This window comes from Mesorhizobium carmichaelinearum, assembly GCF_900199455.1.
Lineage (GTDB): Bacteria > Pseudomonadota > Alphaproteobacteria > Rhizobiales > Rhizobiaceae > Mesorhizobium > Mesorhizobium carmichaelinearum.
The window spans coordinates 44,049-60,074 of record NZ_FZQR01000017.1 but is presented as its reverse complement, the minus strand read 5'-3'; the positions used below and the strand labels follow the sequence as shown (position 1 = coordinate 60,074).

At 59.4% G+C, this 16,026-nt stretch carries 14 protein-coding genes and 3 pseudogenes; 10 read left to right on the top strand and 7 right to left on the bottom strand.

All coding sequences use genetic code 11. The annotated features are described in order from the left end of the window. Positions 1-4: 4 nt before the first annotated feature. Entirely contained in the window at positions 5-913 is a 909-nt protein-coding gene (locus CKW40_RS30055) for a glycoside hydrolase family protein (protein ID WP_095203415.1), read from the bottom strand. 341 nt (positions 914-1,254) lie between these two features. Here CKW40_RS30055 and CKW40_RS30050 point away from each other — a divergent pair, with 341 nt between their 5' ends. From CKW40_RS30050 to CKW40_RS30040, 3 genes are read left to right on the top strand one after another with little or no spacing between them, the layout of a single operon-like run. Continuing rightward, positions 1,255-2,415 (top strand): glycosyltransferase family protein, encoded by a 1,161-nt coding sequence (locus CKW40_RS30050; RefSeq protein ID WP_244571336.1) that lies wholly within the window; start codon positions 1,255-1,257, stop codon positions 2,413-2,415. Positions 2,416-2,417: 2 nt separating this feature from the next. After that, positions 2,418-3,548, top strand: a complete 1,131-nt coding sequence (gene glf / locus CKW40_RS30045) for a UDP-galactopyranose mutase (protein ID WP_095203413.1) — start codon at positions 2,418-2,420, stop codon at positions 3,546-3,548. After that, entirely contained in the window at positions 3,545-5,230 is a 1,686-nt protein-coding gene (locus CKW40_RS30040) for a family 1 glycosylhydrolase (RefSeq protein ID WP_143748387.1), read from the top strand. Before glf ends, CKW40_RS30040 begins: the two co-directional genes overlap by 4 nt. Positions 5,231-5,291: 61 nt before the next feature. Here CKW40_RS30040 and CKW40_RS30035 read toward each other — a convergent pair whose 3' ends face one another. Beyond that, complete coding sequence (locus tag CKW40_RS30035) at positions 5,292-5,474, bottom strand: hypothetical protein (protein ID WP_095203412.1); 183 nt, start codon at positions 5,472-5,474, stop codon at positions 5,292-5,294. Positions 5,475-5,920: 446 nt separating this feature from the next. On the opposite strand from CKW40_RS30035, the gene CKW40_RS30030 reads away from it, so the two are divergent. Together CKW40_RS30030 and CKW40_RS30025 are read left to right on the top strand one after the other, a co-directional pair. After that, a complete protein-coding gene (locus CKW40_RS30030; protein WP_179298168.1) occupies positions 5,921-6,751 on the top strand; it encodes an amidohydrolase family protein in 831 nt (276 codons plus the stop codon). After that, positions 6,751-7,953, top strand: coding sequence for a glycosyltransferase family 4 protein (locus CKW40_RS30025; protein ID WP_095203410.1), 1,203 nt, complete (start codon positions 6,751-6,753; stop codon positions 7,951-7,953). The genes CKW40_RS30030 and CKW40_RS30025 overlap by 1 nt, the downstream gene beginning before the upstream one ends. A gap of 104 nt (positions 7,954-8,057) precedes the next feature. On the opposite strand, the gene CKW40_RS30020 is transcribed toward CKW40_RS30025, so the two are convergent. Then, the gene (locus CKW40_RS30020; RefSeq protein WP_095203409.1) at positions 8,058-8,732 is read right to left on the bottom strand and encodes a class I SAM-dependent methyltransferase; all 675 of its coding nucleotides are present in this window, start codon (positions 8,730-8,732) and stop codon (positions 8,058-8,060) included. 321 nt (positions 8,733-9,053) lie between these two features. On the opposite strand from CKW40_RS30020, the gene ku reads away from it, so the two are divergent. The 3 genes from ku (at position 9,054) to CKW40_RS30010 (ending at position 10,218) form a co-directional block, all read left to right on the top strand. Continuing rightward, positions 9,054-9,596 carry a non-homologous end joining protein Ku gene (gene ku / locus CKW40_RS30015; protein ID WP_342202948.1) on the top strand — a complete coding sequence of 181 codons (543 nt, stop codon included), beginning with the start codon at positions 9,054-9,056 and terminating at the stop codon, positions 9,594-9,596. Between the two features lie 66 nt (positions 9,597-9,662). Continuing rightward, positions 9,663-9,806: a hypothetical protein gene (locus CKW40_RS45615; protein WP_342202947.1), complete on the top strand. Its 144-nt coding sequence runs from the start codon at positions 9,663-9,665 to the stop codon at positions 9,804-9,806. 106 nt (positions 9,807-9,912) lie between these two features. Then, a complete protein-coding gene (locus CKW40_RS30010; protein WP_095203408.1) occupies positions 9,913-10,218 on the top strand; it encodes a helix-turn-helix domain-containing protein in 306 nt (101 codons plus the stop codon). Positions 10,219-10,242: 24 nt separating this feature from the next. Here CKW40_RS30010 and CKW40_RS30005 read toward each other — a convergent pair. Continuing rightward, a pseudogene (locus CKW40_RS30005) lies at positions 10,243-10,556 on the bottom strand (hypothetical protein). Further along, on the bottom strand, positions 10,553-10,768 hold the full coding sequence (locus tag CKW40_RS30000; RefSeq protein ID WP_179298167.1) for a hypothetical protein: 216 nt from the start codon (positions 10,766-10,768) through the stop codon (positions 10,553-10,555). The pseudogene CKW40_RS30005 and the gene CKW40_RS30000 overlap by 4 nt, the downstream one beginning before the upstream one ends. Positions 10,769-10,880: 112 nt before the next feature. Between CKW40_RS30000 and CKW40_RS29995 the strand changes: the two genes are divergently transcribed. Together CKW40_RS29995 and CKW40_RS29985 are read left to right on the top strand one after the other, a co-directional pair. Then, positions 10,881-11,078, top strand: a complete 198-nt coding sequence (locus tag CKW40_RS29995; protein WP_244571335.1) for a hypothetical protein — start codon at positions 10,881-10,883, stop codon at positions 11,076-11,078. 637 nt (positions 11,079-11,715) lie between these two features. Beyond that, positions 11,716-12,279, top strand: coding sequence for a hypothetical protein (locus tag CKW40_RS29985; protein WP_095203406.1), 564 nt, complete (start codon positions 11,716-11,718; stop codon positions 12,277-12,279). A gap of 39 nt (positions 12,280-12,318) precedes the next feature. Here CKW40_RS29985 and CKW40_RS29980 read toward each other — a convergent pair. Together CKW40_RS29980 and ligD are read right to left on the bottom strand one after the other, a co-directional pair. Further along, positions 12,319-13,338 (bottom strand): annotated as a pseudogene (locus tag CKW40_RS29980) (ATP-dependent DNA ligase). Then, positions 13,335-15,989: pseudogene (gene ligD / locus CKW40_RS29975) on the bottom strand (DNA ligase D). The pseudogenes CKW40_RS29980 and ligD overlap by 4 nt, the downstream one beginning before the upstream one ends. Positions 15,990-16,026: the final 37 nt, after the last annotated feature.

Here is a 16,026-nt window from a genome sequence, read left to right as displayed (position 1 = left end):
GCTGCTACGCAACTTTGGACAAGTCGCAGCTGGCCACCCCATAACGCCAGCGGTGGTTCGTGGCTGCGCGGCGAGACTGATAGAAAAGCAGCAATTGGCCGCCTTCGATCATCACCGTCGAATGGCCGTTTTCACCCGGCCCGTCCGGGTCGAGCACGGGGCCCACGGTTCGGTATGGCCCTTCGACCCGGTCCGCAACCGCGAAAAAGACACGCTGCCGGCTGCCGCGAGGACCATCGGGAAGAAAACAGGTCGCATTCAAGAGGATGCGGCCGTCCGGCAGTTCAACGAGCTGCGCCCCTTCGATCCCCCATTCATAGTCCGGATGCTGGCGCGAATTGTGGTGAGGCAGATCGGCATGATCGAGAATCTTGCCCACACGTTTCCACGGTCCAAACCATGAGTCCGATTGGCTGCGTGCAAGATAAATGTCGGGCTGCGGCACCCTCGTGAACTTTGGCATGCCCGAATAGGCGATGTACCGCTGGCCGCCGATGATCGCGGGGTGCGGATCGTAGATCCCATCTTCATCCGTGTCGGGCAGCGCCACAAGCGCCGCCTTCAAAACCAACCAATGGAACCCGTCGTCCGAAACGACGTGCTCACAGCGGCCGCCTGATTTCATGAACTCTGTCTGGATGAACATGTGAAAGACGCCGCCATCATAAATCACCCCAGGTGCAGCCACACCTGATCCTCCCACGGGCAGGACAATTGCGTCGTGCTCCGTCCACGGTCCAAAGAGATCAGCCGCGGTGGCGTGCAGGATGCTCCAGGTTTCGCTGGTGACTGTGCCGCTTGATCCGAACATGTGCCAGAGCTGCCCATCGAACACAGGGCATGGATCCTTCACATCATCAACGGCCTTGGGGTCGAACAGCGGGAAAACGTTCGTTTCGAACTTGATCGACATCGCTTCACTCAATCAAAGGTCGGACACAAATTCGCGGGCCAGTCCTGCGAGGCGCCGAATCGTTTCACCGATCATTAGCTTTGTCGCACTGCGGATGGAACACCCGCTTAACGTCGCCAGCCGCTCCCGGGAGGGCGGTCAAGCGAACCGCCTGCGCCCCTTTCTGCTCAATCAGCGCCGGGGACAATTGTGCGCTGGCGAATGATTGGCTCTTCGCGGAACGAGTCAGGCACACGCAAGTTAGCCCGATAGCAAATAATCACATCTCAATGCTGGGATTAACATTTGTTGTACACCCCTATCCGGGATCTAACTCAAAGGATTGTTTAATGGAAAGCGTGATGAGCCAGTCCAATCAGAGGCGCCCGATAGAAGAAACTTCGACGCTTTTGTGTTTCTCCCACCTGCGATGGGAGTTCGTCTACCAACGCCCCCAACACATTCTAACACTGGCTTCGCGGTCGAAGCAGGTTATCTATTTCGAAGAGCCGGTTTTCGAAGACGTCCAGCAAGCCTTCATGCGCATCAACGACGTCTCACCGTCCATCAAGGTCATTACGCCGGTACTCACGATTGGAACTAGTGCAGCCGATGCCGATCAAACGCAACGCAGGTTCCTCGACCTTCTCGTTGCCTCGACGCCGCAAAACCTGTTGACCACCTGGTACTACACGCCGATGGCATTGCGGTTCAGCGACCACATTCTTTGCGATGTGTGCGTCTACGACTGCATGGACGAGCTTTCCGCCTTCAAGAACGCGCCGGCCGAACTGGTGGAGATGGAAAGGCGGTTGTTGGAACGCGCTGATGTCGTGTTCACCGGGGGACAAAGCCTCTATGAAGCCAAAAAAGCTATGCATGGGTCGATGTTCCCGTTCCCCAGCAGCATCGATTTCACACACTTTCACCAAGCCAGGGGGCAAGGGCACGACCCGGCCGACCAGCAATTGATACCCCACCCCAGAGTGGGTTATTTCGGCGTCATCGATGAGCGGCTGGATGTAGCCCTGGTGGCGCGCACGGCGTGCAGCATGCCAGACGTCCATTTCATCATGATCGGGCCAGTGGTCAAGATCGATCCCGCCGGTCTTCCCCAGGCTGACAACCTTCATTGGCTGGGCGGAAAGAGCTACGCGGAGCTTCCATCCTACCTCAGGCACTGGGACGCCGGATGGATGCCGTTCGCGCTCAATGCCGCCACACGCTACATCAGTCCGACCAAGACGCCGGAATTCCTGGCCGCCGGCGTTCCTCTTGTTTCAACCGCGATCGTCGACGTCGTACGCACCTATGGAGCGGAGGGCCTCGTCGACATCATTGACGCCGAGGATGCCGAGGCCAAGCTTCGAGCGCTTCTGGTTCGCCCCCGCAACAGCCTGCTCAAGGCAGTCGACGCCTATCTCATGGACATGTCCTGGGAAAACACCTGGACCGCCATGGCGGGCCATATCCAGCGCGTGCGGTCGACCAAAAATGTCGTGCAGTTCCGGCGGAGTGCGTGAACATGTTCGACTGGCTGATTGTCGGTGCCGGCTTTGCCGGCAGCGTGCTCGCGGAACGCATCGCTTCACAGCGCAATGAAAGTGTCCTGCTCATTGACAGGCGCAGCCACATCGGCGGCAACGCCTATGACTGCTACAACGAAGCCGGGATCCTGATCCATCGGTATGGGCCGCACATCTTTCACACCAACGCTCAATCGATCGTTGACTATCTCTCACAGTTCACCGCATGGCGCGACTATGAGCACCGGGTGCTCTCACAGGTCGACGGCCAGTTGCTGCCGATCCCCATCAACCTCGACACGATCAACAAGCTTTACGGCCTCGATCTGACATCCGAAGAACTAGAGCGGTTCTTCGCCTCTCGCCGCGAAACGGTGGATGAGATCCGCACCGCCGAGGATGTGGTGGTCAGCACCGTCGGCCGCGAGCTCTATGAAAAATTCTTTCGCGGTTACACCCGCAAGCAGTGGGGGGTCGATCCGTCGCTGCTGAACAAATCCGTAACCGCACGCGTCCCAACCCGCACGGATCGCGATGATCGTTATTTCGGCGACAGCTTTCAGAAGATGCCGGCTGGCGGCTACACAAGGATGTTCCAGCGCATGCTCGACAATCCAAACATCAAGATCATGCTGCAGACTGATTACCGGGACATCCAGGCCAGCATACCGTTCCGCCGCATGATCTACACCGGGCCGGTCGACGAGTATTTCGATTGGTCCCTTGGCCGCCTGCCCTACCGATCACTGCGGTTCGAGCACGTGACGCTTGATTGCGAGCAGTTCCAGCCGGTGGCCGTCGTCAACTACCCGCAGACGGAAGACTATACCCGCATCACGGAATACAAACACCTCACTGGTCAGCAGAGCCCGCGGACCAGCCTCACCTACGAGTACCCGACCGATGTCGGCGACCCCTATTATCCCGTGCCGCGGGCCGAAAACGAAGCGCTCTACAAGCGCTACGAAGCGCTGGCCTCAGACGTTCCAGATGTCTGGTTTGTCGGGCGACTGGCTACCTATCGCTACTACAACATGGACCAGGTCGTGGGTCAGGCATTGGCAACGTTTGCCCGCATGCAGAAGAGCTTGCCGGTCGCCGCTTCGATTGAGAACGAGGCCGCCGAATGAACGACGCGCTAGAGATGTGGGGCGGCGTGGAATGTAGCCATGTCCGCGTTCACACGACGGTGCGCGACCAGTTGGAGGAGACCGGTCACCTGAATCGGATCGGCGATCTTGATTTGATTGCAGGGCTCGGCATCCAAACGCTTCGATATCCCGTGCTTTGGGAAACGGTCGAACGCACAGCTGGCGCTTGCGACTGGACCTGGACGGATGCTCGTTTGCAGCGCATCAAAGAATTGGGAATTCGACCGATTGCCGGCCTGATGCATCATGGCAGCGGGCCGTCATGGTCACAGATCCTCGATCCTGATTTCCCGGAGCTGTTCGCGCGGTATGCGGGGTTGGTCGCGCAACGCTATCCCTGGATCGAGCTCTACACACCCATCAACGAGCCGCTGACAACGGCCCGCATCAGCGGTCTTTACGGATTGTGGTATCCACACGGCGCCGACGAGGCGACCTGTCTTCGACTGACAGTAGCGCAATGTCGGGCGACAGCGGTGGCGATGAAGGCAATTCGCGCGCACGTTCCGTCAGCCCATTTGGTGCAGACCGAAGACGTCGGACGGGTCTTTGCGACCGAGCGCCTCGCCTATCAGGCGGATCATGAAAACGAACGCCGCTGGTTGGCACTGGATCTTCTCGCAGGGCGCGTCGACACCCGACACCCATTCCACGATCGGTTACTGGGTGCAGGGATTGCCAAGTTGCATCTCGCAGAGTTGCAGGCTGAGCCCTGCCCGCCGGATATCATCGGTGTTGACTACTACCTCACCAGCGACCGGATGCTCGACGAGCGGATCGACCGCTATCCGAATGAAAAGGCCGGTGGGAACGGCATAGACACCTACATCGATAGCGCTGCCGCACGGTCCATGGACCGACGCGATTCAGGCCTGTTCGACAGGATCAACGAAGTCTGGAACCGCTATCACCTGCCGATCGTCGTTACAGAATTGCATAATGGTTCGACGCGCGACGAGCAGGTGCGCTGGCTGGTCGAAGGCTGGCGGTCCGCGCAAGCAGCCAGAGACTATGGTGTCGACGTGCGCGCCGTCACGGCATGGTCGTTGTTCGGCGCTGTCGACTGGAACTCAATGCTGTCGGCACAAGATGGGTATTACGAAAGCGGAGCGTATGACACACGGGCCGGAATACCCCGGCCAACGGCGGTTGCGCATGCGATCGCAGATCTGGTCAGGACCGGGCGCGTCGATCATCCTATGTTGGATCGTCCAGGCTGGTGGCGGGATGATCGCGTTCTTTGCGAGCGCGGGAGTCATCTGCTGCTGTTGGGATTCGGACGTATGATCTCGGCAATGCAGGAGTGTTGTGCCAGCCGCCGGTTGGCGACCCGTTCGGCACCGCCGCATGTAAATCGGCCGTCCGCGATCAACGATCAAGCTTGGGCGACAATTCGAGTTGCTCCATCAGATCGTGCAGGCTCGTCAGCGACCATCCTCTGCCGGTTTCCGGATGGTGGTGATTTGCAGCTGCAGTATGCCCAGCGGTGTTCCGCTGTCGAGGTGGCGAATGCAGTTCTTGATCTGGTCATTGATGGTCAGCGCGGTGCATTTGAAATCTTGCGAACCCGGCCAGGCAATCAATACGAAGTGGCTCCGCTGCCCGAGGCAAACCGCTCCAACGGTTGGTATGGTTTCGAGGAAACCAGCGACGTAGCGTAGGGCCAACATTCAACATTCCCTCATGGCGCACAGCGCCGCCACACCACGGTTTGCGCTTCCGTCAATGCCGCTCGCTTGCCACGCAAAAGCACGGCATAGCCCCCGCATTCCAGGTCGAGGCCTGCATTTGGCGGCCATGCGCGATCCCCAGCACACCGCCGAGATAACGCGCGATAGACTCCGTCTCAAAAGCCGTAAGCTGCTCGATCTTCAGATCTTGTGGCATGACTTCAGGCTTCTGCATTGCGTACCGTCGGCAATGCTCAAGATAGGCAAGCTAAGTGACCTTGGGTAAGCTTGTTATTGTGCAGTGCAGCAACGATTTTGCTTCAAGTGCATTGTGCTCAGGCTTCCGCCATTCCGGCGGATGGTATCAACACCTATCCAATCGAGATTGCGTAAAGCCACGGGCGGAGATCATGCCGCTGTCGGATCGAGCGAGCCTGCCCCCTTGGTCGCCTCGCATGCACCATCTGGAGGCTGACCTCCAAACCCTTGGGTTGCCTTTGCCGACACCCTTGGCTCTGAAGGGTGATTTCAGCCGACCCATGATGCATGGCCTCTTGTACGTCGTGGAAGGCTCGCAGCTTTCCGGATGGTGCTTCCGGGCTGGGCTTTATTCCAGGTTTACCACCCAACCATGGAACGGTCTCCGAATGCGCAAGTTGTCGCGCAGACGGAGAGCTGACAATGATCATCGACGCCCATCTTCACACGTCCGGGAGGGAAAAGTCCCGGGAGGTTTTGCAAGCCCTCGATGATGCCGGCGTGGATATTGCATTTCTTTTAGCGCCGTTTCTGACTGATCCATATTCGCTCGACGACCGGAACTCCCTGAAGGCGGGAAACAGGTATCTCTCTCGGCTCATCGAGGGTCATTCCGATCGGTTGCTGGGGTTCGCTGTCGTGAACCCGCTTCACCCCCAGGCCGCCGAGGATCTTGAAGAAGCCGCCGGACTGCCGGGGATTCGTGGCCTGAAGATGGTGCCAACCGGCTGGTTCCCGTACGACGACTGTGCCCATCGCGTGTACGAGGTTGCGGCGCGCTTCGACCTGCCAGTGCTCTTTCACAGCGGCATCTTCATCGACGGAAGGTCCGGTAGATTTTGCCGGCCGGCCTTCTACGAAGCTATTCGCGACCACCCACGCCTGCGAGCCACGCTCGCGCACCTCGGCTGGCCATGGTGCGACGAGGCAAACGCCGTCGGCCTGATCGACCGCATCAACGGTGTCAGCCCGCCAGACAGTCAGTTCCGGTTCGACATTTCATTCGGGCCGCCGCCGATCTATCGCGAGGAGGTCTTCAGGAAGGCACTGGACGTCATCGGGCCTCGTTCGATGCAATTTGGCAGCGACCGGTTTCTGCCCTGCAGCGGCGCCCACATTCGCGGCGCAATCGAGGAGGTCAGCGATCTGCTTGACCTGCTGGACGTGTCGTCGAACGACCGTGAAGCGATCATGTTTCGAACAGCGGCAGAGTGGATGAGACTGCCTCTTGCCACCTCGTTGGAGATGGCTTGATGCCAAAAGCACCTCAAGTGGTAACCGGAAATTCCAACAGTTCAACGCCCAGGATTCACGTTCTGGAGATTCTCGGCAATGCGATCGTTGGAGGGATGGAAAACTATGTCAGAAATCTTATCGCCCATCTGCCCCCCGGAGAGTTCAAAGTGACGGTGCTTTGCCCCTTTGAGAGCGCGTTCACCGGCCAGATACGAGCGCAAGGTCACGACGTGTTCATTGCACCGCTGCGGGATGACCCGCCTTGGCGCACGATCGAGATGATATGCAGCCTGATCCGCGAGACCGGCGTCGATCTCCTCCATGCGCACCTCATGAATGCGCATACCGCGGCGGCGATCGCGGGCAGGCTCACCGACACCCCCGTCGTCGCAACCCTTCACGGCATGAGCCTCCAACCACAAGAAATCAGTGTCACCCGCACGACAGGCAGTCACACAATCGTGGTCTGTCGAGAAGCCTGGTCGCAGGCCATGGCGGTAGGGTTGGCGGCGGACGCCGTCAGCCTCGTTCCCAACGGGATTGATCTGGCGGTCTATCATCCGCGATCCGCCGATCGGTCCGTTTTGCGAAATGCGATAGGGGTGACCCCGGATGACTTCCTCATCGGTTTTGTCGGTCGACTGGCTTGGGAAAAAGGCCCCGATAAATTCCTGAAGGCCGCGGAGCAGATTTTACAGGAACGGCCGAATGTTCAATTCGCGCTTGTCGGCACGGGATTGATGGAGATGGAACTGAAGGCAACCATCAAACGGGCGGGGCTAGAAAGAAACATCCACCTTGCCGGCATGTGGCAGGATCCTAGCAAGGCCTATCCCGCGCTCGATCTCATGCTTCACACATCGAGAGCCGATGCCATGCCGCTTGCTCTTCTGGAAGCGATGGCCTCGGGCGTGCCAGTCATTGCGATCGGTGTCGGCGGCGTTCCCGAGCTTATAGAGACGGGAGAAACCGGCCTCCTCATCGGCACGAATGACTGGCCTGGCATTGTCTCGGAATATCCAGGTGACTGGGATGGTGTCGCGAAGGCGGCGCTGACGCTCATTGCACATCCGGACCGATTGAAACGCATGTCGGCGTCGAGCGTCACCCGGGCGGCGGCCCATTATGACATCAGACAATCAGCCTCGGCGACCGCCCAGATATTCAAGCGGTTATCGCGGATAAAGCCGGATGGTGCTCGCCTACATTCCGTTTCGTGACGGGTGGCCAAGAGATGCCCTGTCAAGGACATGGTCCCTTACACTGCAGACCTCGTGACCTTGCCTTCAAACGCACATGACGGTTTCATTGGGTGCCGCAGCGATCACGACTTCACAGCCCGAATCCCCGTTATGACGGGATATAGTGGATCAATCACGTCAAGGCCTTTTCGATCCACCTCTTCGAACGCCAAGCCCTGCAGGAAGGCGGTAGCCGCCAGCACATTACCAAACTGCTGTACCTGAACCTGGGACGGGCCGAAACGCTCCGCGAAAAGGCGTCGCGCCGCGCTCTGGGTCATCGCCCAAAACCATTTCTCAGGCCCGTCCTGGACGTCGATTGAGGTGATCCCTGGCACTGTCGCCAACACGACGCCACCGGGCGCCAGCGCATGGTGGATGGCCGCAACGGCGCCGCGGATATCATAGATCATGTGCAGGGTTTGGGTCACGATCATACAGTCGAAGCGGTTAGCGACGATTGCCTCTACGTTCTGGAGATCGACCCTCATGGTCGCGCCTGGATTATTGCTTTGCGGGGAGTCGATGATTTCAGAACGCATCACCCGATCTCCGCCAAAACGGTGAGTGTAGACAGCGTCACCGATTTCCGCGACATCGCCACTGACGTCGTCCGCATGGCGGCGCAAGAAGCTCTCTATGTAGTAGCGGTCCAGCGGCGTACCGCGATCACCACCGAATGATCTGCTCAATGGTTCGACGCCGCTGAAATCCCCGAAATCGACCGTGCCAGGCACAGGGACATCATTCGATTTCATGCGGCTATACCTGCACAAGCCAATCGTTCGCTGCCAACACTGGTGACGGCTAGTTCTTCATCAATCTTCTGGATCCAAATGTCGGGCCAAGTCAGGTCTGTCACTGGGTCACTCTTCCACTCCATAGCGATCCGGGGCCCGCGAAAGGTCGTCGACTATCAGGACATCGCCATTGCGACCGGGGAATATGGCTTGCTACGAGCTAACCTGCCACCTTGCGAAACGTTCCGACGAAACCCAGCGGACACCCGGCTGCGGTGGATCCAAGGAACGGTTTGGGCCGACACTCGTTTGCCTTGACCTGAAACGGGGATAAACGACATGGTCGCGCCACGTGCTGTCTGGAAAGGTTTTTTGAAGGTCGGCTCGGTTACCTGTGGCGTCAAGATTGTGGGCGCCACCAGCGAAGCCTCGAAGATCCACTTCAAGATCTTGAACCGTAAGGACGGCCTGCCGGTCAAAAGCATCTATGCCGATGAGAAGACCGGGGAACCGTTTGAAACGGAAGACCAGGTCAAGGGTTTCGAGTTGGAGAAGGATGGATTCCTTCAAATTGAGCCCGACGACATCAAGGCGCTCAAGCTCACCTCGGATCACACATTTGAGGTTGGCGAGTTTGTGGCGATCAGCGAGATCGACACCCGCAATCTAGAGAAACCCTACTACCTCATTCCAGCCGACGGCGCGGCCGTCGAGGCTTACGGCGTGATCCGCGATGCCATGAAGAACAAGGGCGTCACAGCGCGGTCCTGCATCGTGCTCTACAAGAGCGGCGGTGAAGTTGTGATCGAGCCATATGGCAAGGGCATGGTGATGACCGAACTTCGAAACCGCAATGAGGGTCGCCGAGGAGAGTGTCTTTGATGGTTTGACGAAGGCAAAATATGATGCCGAGCTGCTCGAAATTGCCGGCATGCTCATCGACAAAAGGTGACCACCTTCGATCCCTCGAAATTCGAGGGCACCTACGAATATGCGCTGATTGCCATGATCGATGCGAAACGAAAGGGCAAGGCGCCACCAAAGGCAGCACCCAAGCCGAAAGAGAACGTCATCAACCTGGCCGAATCCTGAAGAAGAGTCTGAAACAGGAGGGATTGGCGACCTCCAAAAAGAGCGCCCCGGCAAAGCGCAAGAGCGCTTAGGCCAAACGCGAACACATCGACCCGAGGAGACTTACGTGACCAAATTAACCGTGGAGCAATGCCGGGCGGCGCGTGGTCTGCTGGACTGGTCGCAAGCCAGGCTTGGCGCGAAAGCGCAGGTCAGTGAGGGAACCGTTCGGGACTTCGAGAAGAGCAAGCGCGTTCCGGCCGGCGACATGCTGGTTGCGATGCGATCCGCGCTTGAGACCGCGGGGGTGGCCTTTCTGAGCGACGGTGAGACGATCCATGGCGGACCCGGCGTTCGGCTAAAGACGTCAACGTCGTCGCGGACGCATATCCAGGATGGCGAAGCGGGAATTATTCAAAACAGCGAAATGTAGGCCGTCACGGAGGCGGTGTGATCGTCAGCGCCACTGCTGATCGTTGTAAGGCTGCTTCGTTTGCCCAACCATTTTTGCCAGTTCCGAAAACGGCGGAACGTCGGATTCGCCTTGGGCGTTGTTTGCGATCTGCAGAAGCCGGATCGGGAAGCAGATGCGTCGCGGTTGGCCGGGGACATGTCTTCATAAGTCCGCTCATCGCCCGCGACGCTGGCCTCGGCCTTTCGCAGCGCAATATCGATGTCGTCGATCGAAAGCAGTCCCTTGTGGACCAGCACATTGTTGATCGACGCGACCGCCATCATTAGACCTTCTAGCTGAAGATTGGCGACATTCATGGCCGGGAACTCTTTACCTGGCCTGGTGGGTTCTGCCCATCCGACTGATGTGTCTTGTCATCGACTTCGTCCGCGGGCCGCGTCAATCCGACGCCGTCCTTGGGCTTCTTGTTTCCAGCCGCGTCCTGCGAGAAGGCATCTGATGGGTCTTTACCGGTTCTGGCCGGATAATTCGTCGCTCCGGTTTCACGATGGTTTTCGTCGCCAGACATTTTCTGTTCCTCCCTGTGTGGTCATCGACAACCATCGCCCGGCGCACCGAGTTTCCATGCCATCTGGAACATTCCTGCTGGCCGGTCGTTGGCCCGTAAAGGAGACAACGCCATGGCGAAGATCAAAAACCTCAACGATGCAATTGCAAGAGAGCCGGAGACGGCCGGCGCCGAGATCGAGCGTAAAGGCCCGGCGACAGGGACGCCGGTCAAGCACCAGTCAGTCCTAAAACGGCAGGCGCTCCGCTTAAACCTGACAGCCCTTTGGCGGACCCCTTCCCGGCCAGACGAAGCGACGCACGTCCGCTAGCCGGCAAGACACCGCGCCTAACTGACAAACGGGAGAATAGTCATGCCGCCCAAACCAGCGCCGAATGAAGAACCGACGGTGGATGCACCAAGCTGGACCCCAGACGTGCGCGAGCCTGACCCTGACCTCCTGCCGGATGAATTGCCCGTCCCCAACCCCGACGAGAACCGTCAGCCGCCAAAGCGAGCCCTTCGGCGAGAGATCATGACCGCGCAAGCGGTCGTTGAATGCGGTCCACGTCTTTCATGACCGTGACGAAAGAGCCCGCCAGCCTGTTGGGCCGGCGGGCTGCTTGTGTCGGCTACGTCTGGCGTTGCCGACCGCAATAGTCCTGACAATTCACCAGGGCGAAAAGCGTTCCACCCAGTCAGGCCGTCGGACAGATTGTGTTCGTCGAGCACCAGTCGGCAACAGTCCTTGTAAAAAAGTGTGCCGGTCGAAATGTTCCAACAGACAGGATCGGCTTTTCTGTCAAACGACGTGGGCGGACGTTCGCGGTGTTTCGGACCAGGCGGCGACCAATGACTCGGAATGACGTTGGAAATTCTGCGGATCCAGGAACCTCGCCCTGCGACGATCGTTGCTGCTGTGTCGCGCAGACTGGCGGCGGAACGCTACTGATTCTCAGGACAACATAATGGCCCAGAACTTAGGCGACCTGACCACCCGCCTTTCGCGCGAGCACGGCATCTCCGAAGACGCTGTTAGGGCTGTTCTGGACGGCTTACAGCGTGGTGGCGGCGCTATGGCCCAATTCAGTCACGCCGATTTTGGCGGCATGTCGCAATGGTCTTCGGGCATGACGATGGTTGGCGACATGTTCAACGAAAGCCTGAAGGCCAAGCTCAACGCTATCGCGGGAGAGTTGTCTGCATACCTGCGCGACCATCCCTCCGAGCGGCGGGGCGGCGACACGGGTGTGAGCTATCGTTCCGCTGGTATGGCAGCTGCGGCGTCGTGGTGGCCAGATGAGCTTGGAAACCCCTCTGCCGCCGGCTCCCAGAACCACATGCGTTATGCGGCGTTTGCGGAGAAACGCCGCCTGGTCATCGACGACCACGGAAACACGGAGATCTACGACACCGGCGACCATCGCATATCTGGTGTCTCACAGAGCCAAAGCACCGGGTCCACCTTGACCTTCATCAGCCAGCACGGGGTGGTGCCTGTATCTGATCTCAAGCGCGTGGATACAGCGTAGGTCAGGCCGCCTCGACGCTAACCGTCGCGTGCGAAGCGCTCATGTTTTCACGATCTGCTCGAAGGTGAACTGCTTTGGGTTTTTGTGAGGGCGCCAGCGCAATAATTTCGTGCCATGCCGGAAGCGATCGCCGGTGACGTGATCGAAACGCACTTCGACCACCAGTTCAGGGCGAACCGGTTCCCACTGCCCGCTCCTCTCAGTGCTCCAGCGACTTGGGCCACCTGGCGCTTTGCCGGTAAAGCCAGGCGGTGACCGTAACGCCTCAACTTGTCGCGTCAGCGCTGTCCGGTCTTCGCGAGCGATCGTCGATGTAAAGCCTACGTGGTCGAGCTTGCCCTGGTCATTGTAGAGCCCCAGCAACAAAGAGCCGACCTCGCGCGCGTTCGCCAAATACCGATATCCGCCGACGACGCAATCGGCTGTGCGCAGCCGCTTGACCTTTATCATGGCGCGCTCGCCCGGCCGATACGCATCGTCGAGGCGCTTGGCGACAACGCCATCGGTGGAACCCTGTCCGGATGCGCCAAGCCACCTCATTGCGGTGGGCAAATCCGTGGTACACCGAGACAGTTCGATACCGACGCGCCCCGCCGACTTTACCAACAGTTCCAGCGCCTTGCGCCTTGCGGACAGCGGTTCACCCATCAGGCTGGCATCCGAAGTGGCCAGTATATCTTACAGGATAAGTTTTGCCGGGGTCTCGACAGAGAGCTTTCGAATTCGGCTTTCCGCCGGATGCAGCCGCATCTGCAGCGCATCGAAAGAGAGCGAGCCGTCAACGTCGATGACGAGCTCACCGTCCACCACAAAGCCTTCGCCCTTCAGCTCACGCACCATCGCGACGACTTCCGGAAAGTATCTGCCAAGTGGCTTGCCTGATTTTGCCCGCAACTCGACCTCGTCACCGGCTTTGAAGGCCAGGCCGCGGAATCCGTCCCATTTGGGTTCGTACTGCCACTGCCCGGTGTCATCCGGCAAGGCCTCCGCGGCCTTTGCCTCCATGGGCTCCGTGTCCAAGGGAACACCAAACGACGGTTTTGATCCCTTCGAATTCATGCGGCGAGCTTCGTCGAGCCGAGCCGTTTGATGGCCGTACTGATCGACCGTTCGCCCTCGTCATAGTCGGCCCAGGCGACAGTCTTCTTCAGTAGGCCTGGCACACTGCGGACGGTGTCTCTCTTGGGGTCGAGATCCGCCTTCACCTGGCCCCATGTCAGCGGCATTGAAACCGTCGCACCCTCCCTGGCGCGGGGCGACAGAGGTGCAACGGCGGTCGCCATCGGATCATTCCTGAGATAATCGAGAAAGATCCGGGACGTCCGCAGCTTCTTGGCCATGTCGACCAAATAGAGGTTCGGGCTGTCTGCCGCCATCTGCATACAGACGGCCTTGGCAAAGGCCTTGGCTTGGGGCCAGGTCGTTTTGCTGCGTTGGCCCGCCAGCGGCGTGACGACGTGCAGGCCCTTGCCACCCGTGGTCTTGCAAAAGCTGACCAGTCCCAAATCTTCAAGACGATCACGCATTTCCTTTGCGGCCGCGACCACATCGGCAAAGGCGACTTCTGGACCAGGGTCCAGGTCGAACACCAACCTGCCGGGAACCTCGGGGTGACCGGGCTGGCAATTCCAGGGATGCAATTCCAGGCCGCCGATTTGGGCGATCGCCGCCAAGCCTTCAACGCGGTCGATCTGCAGATACGGCTTGTGGTCGCCGAAGACTTTTACGAGCTCCAGCAGATTGGAAGTCCCCGGCATGGCATGGCGTTGAAAGAACTGCTCGCCGGCGTAGCCGTCGGGCGCTCGCACCAGCGAGCACGGACGACCTTTGAGATGCTTGATCATCCAGGGGCCAATGGCCTCGAAATACTCGGCGAGGTCAACCTTGGTGACCGGCTGTCCACCGTCACCGGCATTCGGCCATAACGGCTTGTCCGGCTTGGATATGATGACGCCCATTACCACCGGGGCTTTCCCTGTCCGGGCTCTCGTCTTGGCCGGATCGGCAATCTGAGTGCCTTGAGGATCGGCGGGACGCTCAGCCTCTACCTCCTTGGCCGGTTTGTCATCGCGCAAACCCTTGAAGGCAGCCTGCCTGACATTGCCGCCACCGGTCCAGCCGGCGAATTCGATTTCCGCAACCAGTTCCGGCTTCCTCCAGAAGACCGTCGAATCCTTTTTCGGTGCACCATCGCCGGTAAACGGCGACTTGGCGGCCTTCATTTCCTTCAGCCGCGGCAGCAACTGCTTGACCTTGGCTTCGCTGTAGCCGGTTCCGACACGGCCGATATAGGCGAAATGTTCGCCGCGGTTCACACCGACCAGCAGCGACCGGAACTTGCCATTGGTCGTCGACCAGCCGCCGATGACCACTTCATGTCCCGCCCGGCACTTCGATTTCGCCCAGGTGTCGGTTCTGCCCGAGACATAGGCCGCATCCGCCTTTTTTGAGATGATGCCTTCGAGCTCGCAGCCGGCATGCCGACTGCAGCACCGCGTCGCCCCCATTGGTGAAATGCTCGACATAGCGGATGAGCTTTTCCTCGCCACACTCGACTTCACCAAGCATCTCGCTCAGCCGTCCCTTGCGCTCCAAGAGAGGCACCTTTCGCAGATCGGCGCCATCGGCGAACAACAGATCGAAGGCAAAGAAGATCAAATCCTTTGTCCGGCGCTCCGATAATGCGGCCTGCATGGCGGCAAAATCGGGTGCGCCATTCTCGCCCAGAGCCACGATCTCGCCGTCGACGATGACATTGGGGAAACCGGCCGCCTCTTTTGCGATGGCGCGAAACTTGTCCGTCCAGTCGAGGCCCTTGCGCGTCCTCAAAGTGGCGGTGCCTTCCTGGACGCGCAACTGGACGCGATAGCCGTCGAACTTGATTTCGTGAACCCAGTTCGTTCCCGCAGGCGGGCGAGAAAGGGTCGCGCAAAGCTGTGGCGCGACGAACTCGGGCATCGCAACCGCCGAGCCGCGAGCGGCTGGTTTTGCGGGGGACGACGGCTTTGACGATGCCTTTGCCGGCTTGGCGCGCTCCTCGGCGGCATGGCCGCGATTGCTGTCCCACACGGCATCGGCATCCGCCGCGGCTGAGCCTTGCATCATGAACGGCTTCGGCCCGGACCCCTTTCCGGCAGCAATCTTGTCCATGCTTCGCCCGGAGGCCACGGACCGGTCCTGTGCCAACACCGCGTCGCCATTGCCGTCCGTGGCGTATTTGTCGCGGTGCTTGATCAGCAGCCAGTTGGTCTGCTTCCCGCCGTTGCGGTCGTGCTTCATGCGCACCAGAACAAAACTTCCGTGCAGACGCTTGCCGTCGAGCGTGAATTTCAGATCGCCTTTTTCCAAGGCTTGTTCAGGAGACATGGCGCCCTCGGGCTCCCAGTAGCCGCGATCCCCAGCTGTACGGTGCCGCCGCCGTACTGCCCCTTGGGGATCGTGCCTTCGAAATCGCCGTAATCCAGCGGATGATCCTCAACCTCGACCGCCAGGCGCTTGTCCTGCGGATCCAGGGACGGCCCTTTGGTGACAGCCCACGCTTGAAGACACCACCGAGCTCAAGCCGCAGATCGTAGTGCAGCCGCGTGGAAGTGTTTCTGAATGACAAAGCGAAGCCGGTTCGATTTCGCAATCGAGTTCTCGCCGCTGGGCTCTTTCGTCTTGGTGAAATCGCGTTTGGCGCGATAGGTGGAAAGTTCGTCCTTTGTCATGAAAATGCCCCGGCTGATGAGGCAACGCGCGACTCAA

Bases quoted from the DNA above. Each gene is read 5' to 3' on its own strand.
- CKW40_RS30055 (WP_095203415.1), bottom strand. From the start codon at position 913: ATGTCGATCAAGTTCGAAACGAACGTTTTCCCGCTGTTCGACCCCAAG.
- CKW40_RS30050 (WP_244571336.1), top strand. From the start codon at position 1,255: ATGAGCCAGTCCAATCAGAGGCGCCCGATAGAAGAAACTTCGACGCTT.
- glf (WP_095203413.1), top strand. From the start codon at position 2,418: ATGTTCGACTGGCTGATTGTCGGTGCCGGCTTTGCCGGCAGCGTGCTC.
- CKW40_RS30040 (WP_143748387.1), top strand. From the start codon at position 3,545: ATGAACGACGCGCTAGAGATGTGGGGCGGCGTGGAATGTAGCCATGTC.
- CKW40_RS30035 (WP_095203412.1), bottom strand. From the start codon at position 5,474: ATGCAGAAGCCTGAAGTCATGCCACAAGATCTGAAGATCGAGCAGCTT.
- CKW40_RS30030 (WP_179298168.1), top strand. From the start codon at position 5,921: ATGATCATCGACGCCCATCTTCACACGTCCGGGAGGGAAAAGTCCCGG.
- CKW40_RS30025 (WP_095203410.1), top strand. From the start codon at position 6,751: ATGCCAAAAGCACCTCAAGTGGTAACCGGAAATTCCAACAGTTCAACG.
- CKW40_RS30020 (WP_095203409.1), bottom strand. From the start codon at position 8,732: ATGAAATCGAATGATGTCCCTGTGCCTGGCACGGTCGATTTCGGGGAT.
- ku (WP_342202948.1), top strand. From the start codon at position 9,054: ATGGTCGCGCCACGTGCTGTCTGGAAAGGTTTTTTGAAGGTCGGCTCG.
- CKW40_RS30000 (WP_179298167.1), bottom strand. From the start codon at position 10,768: ATGTCTGGCGACGAAAACCATCGTGAAACCGGAGCGACGAATTATCCG.
- CKW40_RS29995 (WP_244571335.1), top strand. From the start codon at position 10,881: ATGGCGAAGATCAAAAACCTCAACGATGCAATTGCAAGAGAGCCGGAG.
- CKW40_RS29985 (WP_095203406.1), top strand. From the start codon at position 11,716: ATGGCCCAGAACTTAGGCGACCTGACCACCCGCCTTTCGCGCGAGCAC.